A 14,529-nucleotide genomic window follows, 5' to 3' on the forward strand; every position below is an offset into this window, starting at 1 on the left:
TTCCCGCGTTAATCTTCTGTTTATTTTCATTTAGTTATCCTGTTCGTGAACTCGCGATAATGGCGAGTAATTTACGAAGGAGATAATTAAATGAACACTCGATCAATTACAAAATTCGCCCTCTTTTCTTTTCTGATCCTTGGCGTGTTTGGACTTTCGGTTGCAAACGTTTCTGCTCAAGAGAAAGAACGCGGAGAGAAAAATGAACGCGGCGAACGTGAAAGCAAGGCAAGCTCTAAGCTCGCAAAGAAGGCGAAGATTACGCTTGCACAGGCTCGCGAGATCGCCTTGCGCGAAGACAATGGCAAGGTCGAGAGCGAGGAGCTCGAGAAAGAGCACGGCAAGCTCGTTTACTCGTTCGACATCCGCAACGCAACCGGCACTATCACCGAGATATGGGTCGATGCCAAAACCGGCAAGGTCGTCCATAAATCAGAGGAGAATGCCGAAGCCGAAGCCAAAGAGAAAGCTGCGGACATGAAGAAAAAGGGGAAAAACTAGCGCCACTCGGAATAGGGCGGTCTTTTAGATCAGCAGCATAAGAAAGTCCGCCCATTCCAATATTTGATCTGGAGATAGAAATGAAAACAACAGTCTCAGCTTTAACCTTCCCGCTTTTCGCCCTGATTCTAGTGTTTTCGACGTATCCGGTACATTCACAAGGCGGGCCTCCAATGATAACGGACGATACCGAGACCGTGCCAAAAGGACGCTGGGAAATAAACACCGCATTTACTATCGAACGAGGCTTTGACGGGCGACTATTCGGAACGCCGCTCCTCGACATCAACTACGGACTAAGTGAACACACTCAACTCAAGGTCGAAATACCCTGGCTGGTGCTGCACCGCAACGGGCAACGACGTCAGAGCGGTTTGGGCAATACAAATATCGGCGTTCGCTGGCGCTTTCGCGATGAGAAGAAAAATCAGCGTGTTGCTATGTCGATCTATCCACAGATCAGCTTTAACAATCCAACATCGTCGGTTCGTCGCGGCCTTGTTGAGAAAGGTCCCGAGTTCCTTATGCCGCTGCAATGGCAAACAAAGGTTGGGAAATTCGGCGTCGGCGGTGATGTCGGCTACCGTTTCAAGCGCGGGCCGGACGACCTGACCTATGGCTTCATCGTTGGCAGGGCGATCAACGATTTGTTTGAGGTAATGGCCGAGGTTCACGGCACAGGGCCAAGGGCGAGGCTCAGCCAAAGCGAAGTCGTTTATAACTTTGGAACGCGGGCTAGACTAAACAAGCATTTGACGCTCCTGCTGTCAGCCGGGAAGAGCATTCGGCGAAACCACGATCCGCGTTTTATAGGTTATGGCGGTATTCGCGTCGACTTTTGATTTCGCAATAAAAGAGGAAGAAATGAATACAGAATCTAAAAAGCTCATTAGCAAAGTACCCCACATCACGGTGATCTTCTGGATAGTCAAGATCTTCGCTACAACACTCGGCGAAACTGGTGGCGATTCACTTTCGATGTCGCTCGATCTTGGCTATCTGCTAAGCACGGGAATTTTCGCATTGGTCTTTATCGCGGCCGTTGCGGTTCAGATAAAGGCGACGAAGTTTCATCCTTATCTTTACTGGCTCACAATCGTTGCAACAACAACAGTCGGCACGACAATGGCTGACTATGCAACCCGAGATATGGGCATCGGTTACACCGGCGGATCGGCGATCTTGCTCGCCTGCGTAGTTGCATCGCTGCTCATCTGGCGTTGGGTTATGGGAACGGTTTCGGTCGAAAGCGTGAACACGCCAAAGGTTGAAATATTTTATTGGGTGACGATAATGTTCTCGCAGACATTGGGCACAGCTCTCGGTGATTGGTTCGCTGACAGTTTGGATCTTGGCTATCTCGTGGCCGCTGCAGTTTTCGGAACCGCGTTGCTTATAACGTACCTGTTCTATCGCTTCACAAACGCATCGCGCGTCGTCCTTTTCTGGGTTGCATTCATCCTTACACGACCACTCGGCGCCGTCGTCGGCGACTTCCTCGACAAACCTCTCGACCACGGCGGCCTAAACCTAAGCCGCTTCACAGCGTCGGCCGTTCTGCTCGCCCTGATCGTTGCATTTATCTACGTCTTTCCGCAAAAAGCCGCAGAGGAAGGCCATTGAAGAGTGCCCAGACCGACAGTTAAATTTGCTCCGGAGTGCAGTAAACGGCGCGGCTCGTACCGCTCTCAAGTTCAAAGTAGACCGCAGACCGTCGGAGATCCCTGGTGAGAAGCATGGCTGAAAGTGTTTCGACCATCTCAACCGCCACTCGCTGATTCACGTTCAGGCTTTGTTCACCAAGGCGAACGCGTTCGGGACACGACAAATCACGCTTGGTTTCAATTCTTTCTGGTTCAAGAAGATCGGGGTGCTGAAGCGACGGTGCCGGGAGTGCCCGGCAGATACTAGTTCCCGTGAAGTACTGCTCTGGCTTTAACCGTTTGGTCGTGGAACCGAGTAACACTTGGCCGGATGTCTTCCCGTTTCCGCCGTCTATCCACCAGGCTCGCGAAGCATCACCGTAACTTCGAAACTCATCAAGTGCTCGATGCATCTCTCGTCGAGCAAGGTAATTATCGACGCAACCGACGATGATCGTCAGATTCCGGTAGTCGCTATTCGAGCTTTTAAGATGTTTGTCGGGATCAAACTTCTCACAGGAAAAGCTTGTTTCTATTCCCCAAGCCATAGAAACTCGTTCCGCTAATGTCTGTGCCTTGTACCGCCCAACTTCAGCGAAGCAGAAATTGCTGCGCGGAATATTTCCGTTCTCTACAACGTCCGGGTCAACGATCAGCATTTCAGCGGATTTGTTCTGCTGCTCCTTTAGTTCGAAGATCAATCGGGCTAGAGCAGGAACGACGAAAGAACCTGTTCCACCGGCACCGACAACGACGAACCGAAGGGTGTTGTATTCGACCGGCATTACAACTGTAGCGTTCGAGAACCTAAGATCGATATCCATCACAACATCATCTGAAGCAAAGCTTCGACTTCATTCAGATCGACAACGCCACACGGCAATTGTCCGACCCAGGAAAAGGGAATAGGAACAAGATGATCATAGATCCCGCAGCGGAATCTGATCTTTGGTTTATCGTGGACGTCTGCAATGAGCCCGAAGACGCGGAACTTTCCCGATTCGTCGCGGTCATCTGCAGTACTGAACTGGTATGCCCCATCTGGGTGCGTATGAATCTCGATGCAGGCCTCGGAGTATTCGGGCCGTCTATCATCGGCGATGGTCGAGGCATATGTCCTGTCCCTGCTCGACGTACTCCACTGCCACGCGTATCGCTCGCTATCCCAGTAGACAAGATAAAGTTCTTCTCTAAAATTCTCCTTCGAGTTGGAGATCCGGGCGTGTTTGCAAATTTCGTCCCATACCCGACTTGGCACCTTCGGCTTATGCCATCTAATACCTAGAAATCCGGTTGGAAGGCCCTTTATCTCTCTGAAAAACAGAGGAACTGAAACCGTAAATTCCTCACGCTGAGATCTTAGAAGCACGCCGTTGCCGGCAAGAAGATACTCGTAAAGAATTGCTTCTACCGGCTCGAATCGTTCTTTTGCGATCCGATGGCCGATAAACTCGTTTCGTCTGTCCATACTTCATTCAGAACCGCAAGTCGTACCTTCGCTGTTCAACGATCGTTTCCCATGCGTCGTCGATCGTGGTACTTGATAAGAGCAGTTCAGACTTCGGAAACTTCTTCCCTTTGTCAGCCGCCAGTTTCCAAAGAAGTTCGCGTACATCGTGTGGTTCGGAGAGGCATCGCTCGCTGGCGTGGTCCGCATTGAACGGCGTGTCGAAAATTAGTTTCCAAACTTCGCTGAGTGTAGAAGGATGGGTCTCAGGAACTTCATTCTTCCCGAAGCAGATCTTGCCTGAACTAATATTTGGCAGCGGGGCGACAGCAAGGCCGGTGTTAGCCGATATATGAGATGATGGCGCGGCCCAGAGATAATATTCCCGTCCTCTACCGAGAAGGATGAGAGGGGGCAAAGGAACTGAGAGTTCAACAAGTCCCTTTTCATGAAAGACAACGATTATCTTTCGTATTGCGGCGGGCTCGTACGAGAGGATCGCGTTGCCTTCGGGAGCCTCGCGGTAACGCAGAACCCGTTTACCAAGCCATCCCGTATCTGTATGAACCTTTCGAAACGCTCTAGCCACTTGGTCACTCGAAAGAGCCTTCAAAGACACAGATGATTCTTTAAGATCGGCAAAGAGATATTGACCGGGCAGGAAATACAGTGCGGCGGATGCATCGGCAGGCATTTGCATGTTGTTATTCATCGCTTACCTTTGCCTCTCCGACCCGACCTTCCCAGTATTCCAGAATGAAATAAGCTCACTAAAGAACCTCTGAGCATCTTCTTCGATCCTTTTATCCAACTGTTCGAGATTTTTGAAGTACAGGCTTGCGGCCTGATACGCCTCGGTCAACCAGTCAACCGTTTCTCTGTCCCATTCAAAGAACTCCGGATATTGGCAGTTCGTAACGTCTAGCCAGGGATTACCGGTGGAGTGATCGACCAGGCGGATCAGATCGCTGAAAGGTTTTGCTTTTGCCCCGCGCGTTTCCTTCCAGATATTTGCATGTGCCGTCTTGATCGGAGGCAGTGACTCTTTATCAACTCCGTACTCTTCAGAAAAGTAATTCCAGATCTCATCATCTTCATTGAAATAGAACATCAGGCCCGCGAGATAACTGTCCCGCAAGTGTGCGAAGTCAACTTCTTCACAGCAAAGGTCGAAGTTCAGCGGCGGTATGGCAAATCGTTCTAGTTCTGACTCAGGATCGTCATGCCAGTATTCGAGCAGTGGAAAGCGCTTGTCATTTATAAGCTGAAAGAACTCGTTCGTACGTTCGCTGTACGCCTTAAAATGACCTGCTCTATACAGGCTCCTTGTGGATTGTTCCCACTCCTTCGGAAACATCTCGATATAAAGCCGGAATTTGTGCTGTTCCGATACGACTCTGGATACGGTTTCGCATGCAAATATGGCGTTGTGGCTCTTTGCTTTAAATCGAAGATATTCGAGCGAACCGACCAATCGTTCGTCAAAGCCAAAAATTACCTTTCCGTTCTCGGCCGTCGCCAATCCTAGTCCGGTCATGGAGCCTCCATACCTCAGAATCCAATCGGAACATAGTCGATCGCTGATGCCGGGCTCTTCTGAAACCCCTTTCGATGGGATTCGATTGTTTCGATCTCCTGAGTGCCGATGGTCAGGATGTTCTCGGCCTCGCTTACTTCCTCGACGCTCAAAAGTTCAGTAGCCTCTCGCTGCATTAAGCGTTCGGCAAGAATGATCGCCGGATTGATCTGCTCGTTCTCAGCCCGCAATAATTCGAGGGGCGCTTCATCAAGAAGCATAGCCTTTATGCTGCGCTCGTTTGACGATGGTGACACTGAGCTTGCCGTCCTTAACCTCACGCGTGATGTTCGCGTTCTCGATCGAAGCGAAATGCGGCTGAAGCACAACCTTAAGTGTCTTATCTTCCTGTGCGAGAGATGAATCCAGTTCGAAGGTCTGACCCTCGATCTTTATCGTCGCCTTCGGATCGGTCACCGGAGTTGGCGCATCCGTGCTTTCCGATGATTCCGTTTCGGCGCCGTTCGCGGTTTCCGGCGTACTTTCATCCGGAGGCGTATTAGTTTCGTTTTCCATAATTTTCTATGAGGCGAAAAGTGACTGCTGGTCCTTCGCTGGTTCCTGCGGGATCGCACTTGAAGTTGAAGTTGTATCGGAACTCGTGACCGCTTGCTCGGAAGTATTATTTGGATTTTTCGCAGCAGCGTTGGGACTTCGCTTTTTGGTTGCCGCCTGCGCCTTCTTCATCTTCTCGGCCGCCATTAGAGGAAGTGAGTTTCTGTACTGTTCGAGAGCCGTCGATATCGGATCAGACAGATTGAACTCACCACTTTCATTACACCTGTTCATGAATGTGATCTGCGGAGCAAACTCATGTGAACGCACACTGACAATGCAGTCTCTCGAACCATTTGATTCGGGCAGCAGTTGGATCACGGCCGTTACGGTGCAGGCGTCAAAGTTATAGGGTTCCTTTTCAGACAAAACGACCGACCTTACGAACTGTTCAGTACCGATTATGTCGTCTGGGACGGCTTCATCGGTTGAGTTCATCAACGGAGCAGTTTCAATGACTGCCTCGACACCAGTAGCCGATAGAATCGAATCGTGCTCTTGCGCTTCCCCGGTGGTGATACCCGCGTCCGAACGCGGAATGGAATTCTGTTCTGCACTTTGGTCACCCGTTGGCTCTGCGATTCCAAATGGTTCCGAAGGTCTCAATATCGAAATGATCTCTTCCTCGCATTCCGGCTTGCATTCGTTTGCATAGGATGGTCGATCAGAGCCTGATTCTTCAGGATGGACGATACCGAGAAACTCGTCGTTTGACTCGGCGAATTCAGTCTTCACATCGGTGTTCAGTTCAGCAGACATTGATGCTACGTTTGCGACCGTGTTTTCAATTGTACGCGGAGTCGCTTGCTGAATTGGAGCGGATGTCCTCGGAATGGTTTCGCGTTCGATATCTCGGAGCCTTTCGAGAAACTTGCTCAGGAAAATGTTCCGAATTGTTAATTCTTCATGCGACCGAGTCATGTACTCAGCACCTTTCCAGAGCTCCAATCCGATCTGCTGATTCGTCTGCCCGCTGCCTTGAAATCCCGCGTTCTGATGTACTTCAGACGCGAGTGTTTGGGCAGTAAAGATCAGTTGGTCGATTTTCTCGCGATTATCAAGAGTAATGAACGAACCGCCATTCAGAATTTCCATATCTCTATCTCCACAGTCCTATCTACCGCTCTTTTTTGTTCCCCAACCATCGTCAAACGAAAAGAGAAAGGTTCGCGAAACCTCGCAAACCCTTCTGCCCAATTAACCTTCGTTTCGTTTTACGCCGCAGCCGCAAGTGAGCCGGATGCGTTTGACGACGTCACAAACCGTTCCTGATTCTTTTTCAGAATGCGGGAGATAGTTGAATGAGTGGTGTTGATCGAACGCGCGGCCCGGCGCAGATTTCCGTTTGAGCGTTTTAGGGCGTGTTCGACAAACATTGCGGCGGCCTTGATGTACACGCTATCAAGATCGTCTGTCGCCGGGTCGAGTGTGACGGTCAGGTAGTTGTTTTCCTTTTCGTCAGCTGTTTCTAGTTCGGAGCGGAATCTGGTCTCTCCACTTAGCATACTGTTGACGACCTGAAGAGTGATCGCCGGTTCGTCAATGGTTTCGACTGCAAGGCGGGTTGCGAAATTTCTAATCTCTCTGTAGTTCCCCTTCCATTCGAGTTCCTGGATCGCTACAAGAACTTCTTTTTCGATTTGTAGAGGCTCCTCCAGCCCTATTGTGCCTCTATCGGTCTCTAACTGGTCGAGGAATGTCTCAACAATTCTTTCCTTTTGATAACGAAGCGGCAAGGTTTCAAGCTGAAGAATATTCAGACGGTCGAAGAGATCGGCCCTAAATGTCCCGTTCTTGACCATTGATCGGAGATCTCTTGAAGTCGCAGCAACAACCCGCACATCAATTTCGCGTTCCATCGTTCCGCCAACCCGACGAATGCGTCTTTCTTCGACCGCTTTCAGAAACTTCGCCTGAAGTCCAAGCGAGAGTTCTCCGATCTCGTCGAGGAAGAGTGTTCCGCCTTGTGCGGCTTCGAACAAACCCGCTTTCGCAGCGATTGCACCGGTGAATGCACCTCGCTCGTATCCAAAAAGCTCTGACTCCAAAAGTTCAGACGTAAAACTGGCGCAGTTGACGCTTACAAAATCTCGTTTCGACCTGGGACTAAGATCGTGCATTTGGTGGGCAATGGTTGTCTTTCCAGTGCCTCTCTCCCCCGTAATGAGGACGTAATGCGGAACTCTGGCGAATAGGACGATTTTTTCATCCAAGATTGACCTTCCCTTGAAAGCACAGTCATCAACATAATTATCGGCCATAAGGTAACTTCTCCCACGAACAACTTTCGGCTTGCAGAGCTGTTTCGGCTACAAATCCGGTCTTTCCCTGCGAGAAAAACCCGATTCACCCTTTCGATAGTTAAGCCTGCATAACTAAAAACCCGCGATAAACGCGGTGGTTACCTTTTATATACCTTTTTTTTCTGATTTTTTTTTACATCGCGAATGTTTCGTTTATTAGCGGAATGCCGTTCTGATCTACAAACACTTTCGCGGAGCCGCCGAGACTGGTCACGGATTCGAGAGCTGGTTCGATAAGCCATTCTGGTAGGATTACAGGTTCCTGTTTTGTGAGTTTCTCGGTTGCGGCCTGTAATTCCGGAAGAAACGATATGCTTGTCGATTCGGGCGGATAAAGAAGCAAGACCCTTTCGAGAGCGAGCCACGGCAACTCCTCCGGCAAGAAAAATCTCTGCTTTCCGTGCTGAACAATATTGACAAGGCCCATTCCCCGCAATTCGCGAATCTGTTCAAAGGTCGAAGGACAAATCTCTGTAAGAAGTTGTCCCTGGAACCTTGCGGAACGCACCGTGATATCGCCAATCAGATCGACGCTGTTCTTCTCGAAATCGACAACACGCAACACCTCGTTCGCGGTCGTTGGAATACTCGAACGGAGGCCAAAGTGCTGCCGAATATCTCTAAGCCATTCTTCGGAGATTTTTACTCCGACCAGTCGCGTACCACCATCTGTTGTGGTCCGAACTATATTCAACGCGTCGTGACTAAGCGTTTTCAGATATTTCCATATAGGAAGCAATGCACCGCTAAGGATGTGTACGGTCCTGTTCTCAAATTCAGGTATCTTGTTCTCTTCCTCGATCCACCAGTCTTCCGCTCTGGTCTTCGGGACTATGCGATACCGTTGATTCAACTCGTTCTCGCGAAGATAGGCTACATTGCGGCCGAAAGGCTTTGTTATCGAGAACATCTGATACCGCTCCCCTGTTTCTGGATCGGTATGGGACAATGTTTTTCTCACCGCTATGAACGATCCGTCTCGCCGGTCCTGATAGAACTGATGTATCTCGCTGGCCGCCATGTCCAGATATCTGGCCGGCGTCGTTGCGACTTTAAGTTCCAATTTGTAATAAACCGTCTTTGCTCCGGTCAGGGGATCTGAATTAAGAACCTGGGGCGATCCCGAGATGACGACTGACATCGCTTTCAGGTCTTCCATCCCATCATCGAGCTTTCCTTTCTGTTTTAGATATTCGATTGTTTCGAGGAATGTTGAATAGAAATAGTCGAAGAGAGCATTCTGCCGGTCCACCTCAAGCGAAAGCAGCCTGTTTAGGAATCGAGGGATATTGGTCTTCTCGCTGTCGGGGATCTGCTCGTCACCATCGACCGTTTTAACAAGCCCCATATCCCTCAGCGCCTGTTTCGGATCATCGAGCCCCTCGATCTCCCGGCCTTTCATGATGCCAGTGAGTACAACACTTAACGCCGAACGCCCTTCTCTCGATTCAAGGTTATATTTATCAAGATTACCGGCCTTTTCGGCACGGCGGTCGCCCTTTGTAAGGGCTCCCATATTACCAAGCCTTCGGGCGATAGTTGAGGAGAATCTTTTCTCACCGCCGAGTTCCGTGAAGACGAGCAGGTAGACTGGCGGTGCGACCTGTCCTGTGCGATGAGTACGCCCGAAATCCTGGATCTGTTTATCGGCGGACCATTTTAGCTCCGCAGCGATATGGAGACGTCTCTGCTGATTCCCAACGGACTTGCCTGCATGAAGGCTGTCCCCTGTCGATGCCACTTCGGACATGACCGCGATCCGTTTGTCACCATTCTGAAAAGCATTCTTTTCATGCAGGTTGATAAGCTTTGAAGGGACACCAGCGAGTTGTCGCGGCCGATACTCCAATGTGCCATTCGCTGTTCGGATCAAGCGTTTCTTCCGACCGGTCATCTCTGCAATATTCTCTACCCCGAAGTAATTCACGAGTTGATCAAGCGGATGCTCAGGAACTTCCAGAATTGAAAGCTTATCCAATAGCTCGGCTCTTAGTTGCAAAGCTGCACGACTCTCAACCTGCTCGCCGTTTGCGTCAACGAGAGGGATGTATTCTATAGTTCCGCTATATGGATTGGTTCTTTCCTGGAAGCACGCGGTCGGGAAACAATTTGCGACGAGTCGTGTAAGAGTTTCTCTTGGACTAAAATCGAGGCTATCGATAGCCTCTTCCTGATCCGCCGCCCGCTCTATCTGCTTCTTGGTCTGGCTCTCACCCGTGCCCGTTATCGACACCACAATGGACTCTTTTCTGCCGAGAGCACCTTCGATCTCTCGGATAAGAGTCGGCACCTTAAATGCCGTGATCAGATTGCGAAAGCAGCGTTGATGCTCAGCCCAGAATTGATTTAGAGCACTGCTTCGGGTCGCCTTGCCGGAGTTGGTTAGATCAAGGGCTCGATGAATATTGCGAAAAACTTCCTGCCAGCCTTGGGCCATATTGTCGTACATCATTCGCTGAGCGGGAGTGAGTTTATGAATGACCTCACGAAATTCGACCGACAGGCCCGACTCGGGATCGGTTCCCATACTTAGGTTGCCGCATAGGTATCGTCCCATCGCCTTAAGGTCGCGGCATACCATTTCCAGCGCCCCGACACCGCCAGACTCGATTTCTTCGGCGAACTGTTCAAACCCTAGCGGAAAGTTAGTCCCCTCGCCCCATAAACCAAGCCGCGACATGTAAGCGAGATGTCTAACCTCACCCGCCGAGGTTGCAGAGGAATAGACAACTCTCACATCCGGGAACTTCTCAGGATTCTGGATCTCAAGTACGGCTGCTCCGGTCTGTGTCGATTTGCCGCGGTCGTCGGCAAAAGCGTACTTAGCCTTGTGCCCTTCATCGAAGATCACGACTCCGGTGGGTCCAAGCCATCGTGTAATTTGATCGAGCCGTTTATTGCCCTTTTTCGATCTGGCTATTAGCGATCGATACGTGCAGAAAACTATTCCTTCATGAATGTCTATCTCCTGATCGGCTGTAAAGTCATTGATTAGCCTGATCGGTGGCGTCAGGCCAAGTCGTTTGAATTCATCGGAAACTGCTTCGATAAGATCCGCCTTTACAGAAAACCAAACAGCCCGCCGTCTTCCCTGAAACCAGTTATCGAGAACTATTCCAGCTAATGTCGCAGTCTTACCCGTTCCGGTTCCGTCTCCGATGCTGATGCCCGCTCGCGATCCGTCCGCCAGCGTCTGCTCGTGCGCCTGTCCAGCGTAGACTATTCGCTCCACCTGCATGGCCGATAGCTTTCCCGTTTCAGATAGACATCTCGGCAAGCGTGGCCGGTACCGGATCGGCGGTGGTTCGACGTTGGCAAGACCGGGTGGTTCGACGATCACTCCCGGATGTGGCGAACCACCGGTAATAAATCGCGGCGAGTAAACTTGAATTTCGAGATCATCTTGGGTTTGTTCTACTGTTCCCGTCCCATTACTCGGAATTAGTACAGTCGCAGGAAGCCCTTCCGAACTTCGTTCTTGAATGGAATACATTGCTTTTTCTATTGATCAAAAACGGAGATCTAACGAAATGGATTGTTCAAAGGCATCCTCGACCGACCGAGCAGCAATATGCGGAACCGCTTCAAGGTCGGACATCGAAGGTGAATCGATCATGAGCGACTTTGTCCCGAGAATGAGCGTTGTCTTGACGCTCGTGCCGTTGCCGTAGAACTCCCGCCCGGGCAGTTCGATGGAGGCTTTTACCTGTATTTCAGGGGAAAGATATTCCCAGAACCGATTTCCACTGTGGGATTTCGGAGAACCGCTCTCACCAAGGATCACCGCGAATCGCCCGCCTTTCTTTAGCCTTCGTAATGCCGATTCGATATGACGAAAGCCGAAGTCCCGACTGTTATTTTTCACGCGGCCGCCAGTCGAAGAAAATGGCGGATTGGCGAGAACGATGTCGGGAAGTAGATCCTCAGGCAGACGATCGTCGATGAACTCTGCATCGAAACAATATGGCTGGAACCCCAACGCCAAAGCGGAGCCTCTCCTCCTAGGGTCGATCTCATTAGCTATCAGTTTGGCTCCAGAAGCAGACGCCCATACCGCAAGACAACCCGTACCACAGGAAGGTTCGAGCCCTGTCTCGCCCTGCTTAATGTTCAAAAGATAGGCGGCTAGATACGCAATCGTTGCCGGCGTCGAGAACTGTTGATAGGTGATCTGAGTTTCACTTCTCCACGTCTGCGTTGGAAGTCGTTTTTGTAAAGGTCTTACGACAGCAGAGACTGCTTCGATTGGATCCGTTGATGCGAGCAGATCGGGCCCGTACTTTTTCAGAATAAGTAGGTTCAACGCAGTTTCAGCTATCTCGTGATAGATATGAGCATCGACGTTGAAATCAAAGACACCACTTTCCTTGCAGATCTCAATAAGTTCTTTGTTGGAGATCTTTCGATCGCCATCAATTATGCCTGCGACTTGTTCGATTAGATCTCGGAATGAGGTATAGGAAACGGTTGGCTCGCACATGACGCAAACTGTCAGCCGCTAATTTCTTATGGCGAGATTCCAACGAATTGATGGCTAGCCTCTTCGAAACATTCAGGAGTTAGCAATCCAAGCCATTCGGAAACTTGCAGATATTTAAGAGAGGCTCCCGCGATCAGAGCATCGTCAATTCCTTTGAAATGTCTATCCCATGCGAGAATTTTTATGGGTGCGTCGCAGGACAAGAACTGCTGTTCCCGAATTCGCAGAGTGAGTAATGATGCCATTGCTCTCGCTACATGTGGATTTGTGAAGCAATCTGCGTCGAATGCGATTTCCAGAATCCTTCGCCGCGCGACTTTAACAATTTCCTGATGCGACGTTGCGACTCCGCCATTGGCGACGACATATCGATCCCGCAAGAAGTGCTGGGCCGCCACAGCTTTGAAGACACCTTCGGTAACAAGCACCGTCCTAGTCGTATTTCCTGTAAAACCCACGGAGCCTTCGTAATGAAGCGGCGTTCCAGAACTACATCCTTCACGCTTTCCGATCGACGACAGCCATTTATACTTTCCGGGCGTATTCTTAGTCTTTCCGATAGCTTTGATCTGGCAGGCCTGAATCAAACCGTTCGAATCTAAGAACGGAATCAAAAGAAGGTCATCATCATAGTCGAAATCACTACCAAGTCGCAGGATTCCATTCGATCCCTGCCAGAATCCTGGTACACCTTTGAAGGTTGGAATAGCTCTTGTCTCTCTTACGAGTAACTTGATAAGCGATAGAGCTAAAGCGTGCCTGTCGACAACTAATTTTGGCAATATTCCGAAGCTTTCGACGCCATGACCTTGAATCGTTAACCATTCGTTGCCGAGGATTCCATTGCCGTTCTCAGGTAAGGGCGAAAGCTTAATTAGGCTCTGATAGATCTTATTCCTGACTTCGAGGGAGGCTACACAAGGTGGTTTCGAGCGAGACAGATGTTTTTGTGGCAGAGCATGACGGATTCTTGATGGGCTCCGAAAATCGTGATAAAAAATTCCCCAACCTTTGCTGCTAAGTCTGTCGGCGTTTGTCACGGAACGAGCACAGAACGCGATGTTGTGATCTTTAGTCGTGCTGCACCAGTCCGGTTTTCCGCAAATTCGGCACGGAGATCTTCTCGAGACTCGCTGGTATCCAGTCATCATAACTTTCCAGCGTTTCCTACCGCTTCTTTGTTATTTCGTAGCTGCGTTAGTTAGGCAGATTAAGGTAACATCTACTGCTTTGCGGAGGCCTAAGTGCAGGAAATCTATTGGGGAAAAGGCCCAACCCTTACAGTGGCCGTAAACCCTCGCAACTCTTTGCTGATAAACTGTTTTGCCCATATTCCCACCAACACTCCCGTAGGAAAAAGTACTGTTTTTTTCCTACAAGAATAAGGCTACATCATCTCAATTGACTTCAACGTAGACTCACCACGCTGTTCTGGTGTATCGCGACATTTGTCATTGACAAATGTCACTTTACACCGCATCACTAATAGTGATGGATAAGCGACAGCAGCCACATATTAAAAAACTTGGAGTCTTCACGCTCGCTCAGGGCAAGGCTGCGGGAATTAGATGAAGGGCTATCGAATCGTCACAGTCGAACGGGCGGTGCTGGAGGCTCTAAAATTTATCACGAAAATAGGAGAACGAACGGCCATTAAAGCCGCCAGAGAAGCTCTTGCAACAAGAAAGACCACGGAAGCAAAGCTTGTAAAAGCAGCAAGAGAACTTGAGCTTGAATCGGTACTGGCCAAACATTTAGAGGTCATCGTGCCATGACCACCAAAGCGCAAACTTCAGTGCGGCAAAGGCTCATAAACCTGAATGTTGAGATCGGTGTGCCGTTTCAGAATTTGGAAACGGCTTTATACGAGGGCATCCGCCAGGGCTATCGAGCGGGAACAGGCGCGATCTACAAGCGAGGGCTGCGTCTCCCACACCGCAGCCCTCTTTCGGACAGCACATCTTCGGGCGAAGAGTAACTGGCCGAACGATCATCTTACTACATTTATGTAAGTTATAACCTTT

The 14,529-nt window shown here is 50.0% G+C and carries 16 protein-coding genes; 5 read left to right on the plus strand and 11 right to left on the minus strand.

Annotated elements, in window-relative coordinates; genetic code table 11:
- The first annotated feature begins 90 nt into the window (after positions 1–90).
- From IPM50_02980 to IPM50_02990, 3 genes are all read left to right on the plus strand, one after another.
- Positions 91–501 carry a PepSY domain-containing protein gene (locus IPM50_02980; GenBank protein ID QQS33563.1) on the plus strand — a complete coding sequence of 137 codons (411 nt, stop codon included), beginning with the start codon at positions 91–93 and terminating at the stop codon, positions 499–501.
- Positions 502–581: 80 nt separating this feature from the next.
- Entirely contained in the window at positions 582–1,343 is a 762-nt protein-coding gene (locus IPM50_02985) for a hypothetical protein (protein QQS33564.1), read from the plus strand.
- A gap of 22 nt (positions 1,344–1,365) precedes the next feature.
- On the plus strand, positions 1,366–2,124 hold the full coding sequence (locus IPM50_02990; protein QQS33565.1) for a hypothetical protein: 759 nt from the start codon (positions 1,366–1,368) through the stop codon (positions 2,122–2,124).
- A 19-nt stretch (positions 2,125–2,143) separates the two neighbouring features.
- Here IPM50_02990 and IPM50_02995 read toward each other — a convergent pair whose 3' ends face one another.
- The 11 genes from IPM50_02995 to IPM50_03045 form a co-directional block, all read right to left on the minus strand.
- A complete protein-coding gene (locus IPM50_02995; protein ID QQS33566.1) occupies positions 2,144–2,968 on the minus strand; it encodes a ThiF family adenylyltransferase in 825 nt (274 codons plus the stop codon).
- The gene (locus tag IPM50_03000; GenBank protein ID QQS33567.1) at positions 2,968–3,612 is read right to left on the minus strand and encodes a Mov34/MPN/PAD-1 family protein; all 645 of its coding nucleotides are present in this window, start codon (positions 3,610–3,612) and stop codon (positions 2,968–2,970) included. Before IPM50_03000 ends, IPM50_02995 begins: the two co-directional genes overlap by 1 nt.
- A 7-nt stretch (positions 3,613–3,619) precedes the next feature.
- Positions 3,620–4,303 (minus strand): hypothetical protein, encoded by a 684-nt coding sequence (locus tag IPM50_03005; GenBank protein QQS33568.1) that lies wholly within the window; start codon positions 4,301–4,303, stop codon positions 3,620–3,622.
- A 3-nt stretch (positions 4,304–4,306) separates the two neighbouring features.
- Positions 4,307–5,128, minus strand: coding sequence for a hypothetical protein (locus tag IPM50_03010; protein ID QQS33569.1), 822 nt, complete (start codon positions 5,126–5,128; stop codon positions 4,307–4,309).
- A gap of 14 nt (positions 5,129–5,142) precedes the next feature.
- Positions 5,143–5,388: a hypothetical protein gene (locus tag IPM50_03015; GenBank protein ID QQS33570.1), complete on the minus strand. Its 246-nt coding sequence runs from the start codon at positions 5,386–5,388 to the stop codon at positions 5,143–5,145.
- Positions 5,378–5,683: a hypothetical protein gene (locus tag IPM50_03020; protein ID QQS33571.1), complete on the minus strand. Its 306-nt coding sequence runs from the start codon at positions 5,681–5,683 to the stop codon at positions 5,378–5,380. The genes IPM50_03015 and IPM50_03020 overlap by 11 nt, the downstream gene beginning before the upstream one ends.
- Before the next feature lie 6 nt (positions 5,684–5,689).
- The gene (locus IPM50_03025) at positions 5,690–6,817 is read right to left on the minus strand and encodes a hypothetical protein (GenBank protein QQS33572.1); all 1,128 of its coding nucleotides are present in this window, start codon (positions 6,815–6,817) and stop codon (positions 5,690–5,692) included.
- Positions 6,818–6,936: 119 nt separating this feature from the next.
- Complete coding sequence (locus IPM50_03030) at positions 6,937–7,935, minus strand: sigma 54-interacting transcriptional regulator (protein ID QQS33573.1); 999 nt, start codon at positions 7,933–7,935, stop codon at positions 6,937–6,939.
- A 223-nt stretch (positions 7,936–8,158) separates the two neighbouring features.
- Positions 8,159–11,518 carry a strawberry notch family protein gene (locus tag IPM50_03035; GenBank protein ID QQS33574.1) on the minus strand — a complete coding sequence of 1,120 codons (3,360 nt, stop codon included), beginning with the start codon at positions 11,516–11,518 and terminating at the stop codon, positions 8,159–8,161.
- A 15-nt stretch (positions 11,519–11,533) separates the two neighbouring features.
- Positions 11,534–12,505 (minus strand): hypothetical protein, encoded by a 972-nt coding sequence (locus IPM50_03040; protein QQS33575.1) that lies wholly within the window; start codon positions 12,503–12,505, stop codon positions 11,534–11,536.
- 26 nt (positions 12,506–12,531) lie between these two features.
- A complete protein-coding gene (locus IPM50_03045; protein ID QQS33576.1) occupies positions 12,532–13,545 on the minus strand; it encodes a hypothetical protein in 1,014 nt (337 codons plus the stop codon).
- 528 nt (positions 13,546–14,073) lie between these two features.
- Here IPM50_03045 and IPM50_03050 point away from each other — a divergent pair.
- Both IPM50_03050 and IPM50_03055 read left to right on the plus strand, forming a co-directional pair.
- Positions 14,074–14,280, plus strand: coding sequence for a hypothetical protein (locus tag IPM50_03050; GenBank protein QQS33577.1), 207 nt, complete (start codon positions 14,074–14,076; stop codon positions 14,278–14,280).
- Positions 14,277–14,483 carry a hypothetical protein gene (locus IPM50_03055; GenBank protein ID QQS33578.1) on the plus strand — a complete coding sequence of 69 codons (207 nt, stop codon included), beginning with the start codon at positions 14,277–14,279 and terminating at the stop codon, positions 14,481–14,483. Before IPM50_03050 ends, IPM50_03055 begins: the two co-directional genes overlap by 4 nt.
- Positions 14,484–14,529: the final 46 nt, after the last annotated feature.

The sequence above is a fragment of the Acidobacteriota bacterium genome (assembly GCA_016700075.1).
Taxonomy (GTDB): domain Bacteria; phylum Acidobacteriota; class Blastocatellia; order Pyrinomonadales; family Pyrinomonadaceae; genus OLB17.

What these genes read in the sequence shown, in the direction of transcription:
- IPM50_02980 (QQS33563.1), top strand. Translation starts at nt 91, where the DNA reads ATGAACACTCGATCAATTACAAAATTCGCCCTCTTTTCTTTTCTGATC.
- IPM50_02985 (QQS33564.1), top strand. Translation starts at nt 582, where the DNA reads ATGAAAACAACAGTCTCAGCTTTAACCTTCCCGCTTTTCGCCCTGATT.
- IPM50_02990 (QQS33565.1), top strand. Translation starts at nt 1,366, where the DNA reads ATGAATACAGAATCTAAAAAGCTCATTAGCAAAGTACCCCACATCACG.
- IPM50_02995 (QQS33566.1), bottom strand. Translation starts at nt 2,968, where the DNA reads ATGGATATCGATCTTAGGTTCTCGAACGCTACAGTTGTAATGCCGGTC.
- IPM50_03000 (QQS33567.1), bottom strand. Translation starts at nt 3,612, where the DNA reads ATGGACAGACGAAACGAGTTTATCGGCCATCGGATCGCAAAAGAACGA.
- IPM50_03005 (QQS33568.1), bottom strand. Translation starts at nt 4,303, where the DNA reads ATGAATAACAACATGCAAATGCCTGCCGATGCATCCGCCGCACTGTAT.
- IPM50_03010 (QQS33569.1), bottom strand. Translation starts at nt 5,128, where the DNA reads ATGACCGGACTAGGATTGGCGACGGCCGAGAACGGAAAGGTAATTTTT.
- IPM50_03015 (QQS33570.1), bottom strand. Translation starts at nt 5,388, where the DNA reads ATGCTTCTTGATGAAGCGCCCCTCGAATTATTGCGGGCTGAGAACGAG.
- IPM50_03020 (QQS33571.1), bottom strand. Translation starts at nt 5,683, where the DNA reads ATGGAAAACGAAACTAATACGCCTCCGGATGAAAGTACGCCGGAAACC.
- IPM50_03025 (QQS33572.1), bottom strand. Translation starts at nt 6,817, where the DNA reads ATGGAAATTCTGAATGGCGGTTCGTTCATTACTCTTGATAATCGCGAG.
- IPM50_03035 (QQS33574.1), bottom strand. Translation starts at nt 11,518, where the DNA reads ATGTATTCCATTCAAGAACGAAGTTCGGAAGGGCTTCCTGCGACTGTA.
- IPM50_03040 (QQS33575.1), bottom strand. Translation starts at nt 12,505, where the DNA reads ATGTGCGAGCCAACCGTTTCCTATACCTCATTCCGAGATCTAATCGAA.
- IPM50_03050 (QQS33577.1), top strand. Translation starts at nt 14,074, where the DNA reads ATGAAGGGCTATCGAATCGTCACAGTCGAACGGGCGGTGCTGGAGGCT.
- IPM50_03055 (QQS33578.1), top strand. Translation starts at nt 14,277, where the DNA reads ATGACCACCAAAGCGCAAACTTCAGTGCGGCAAAGGCTCATAAACCTG.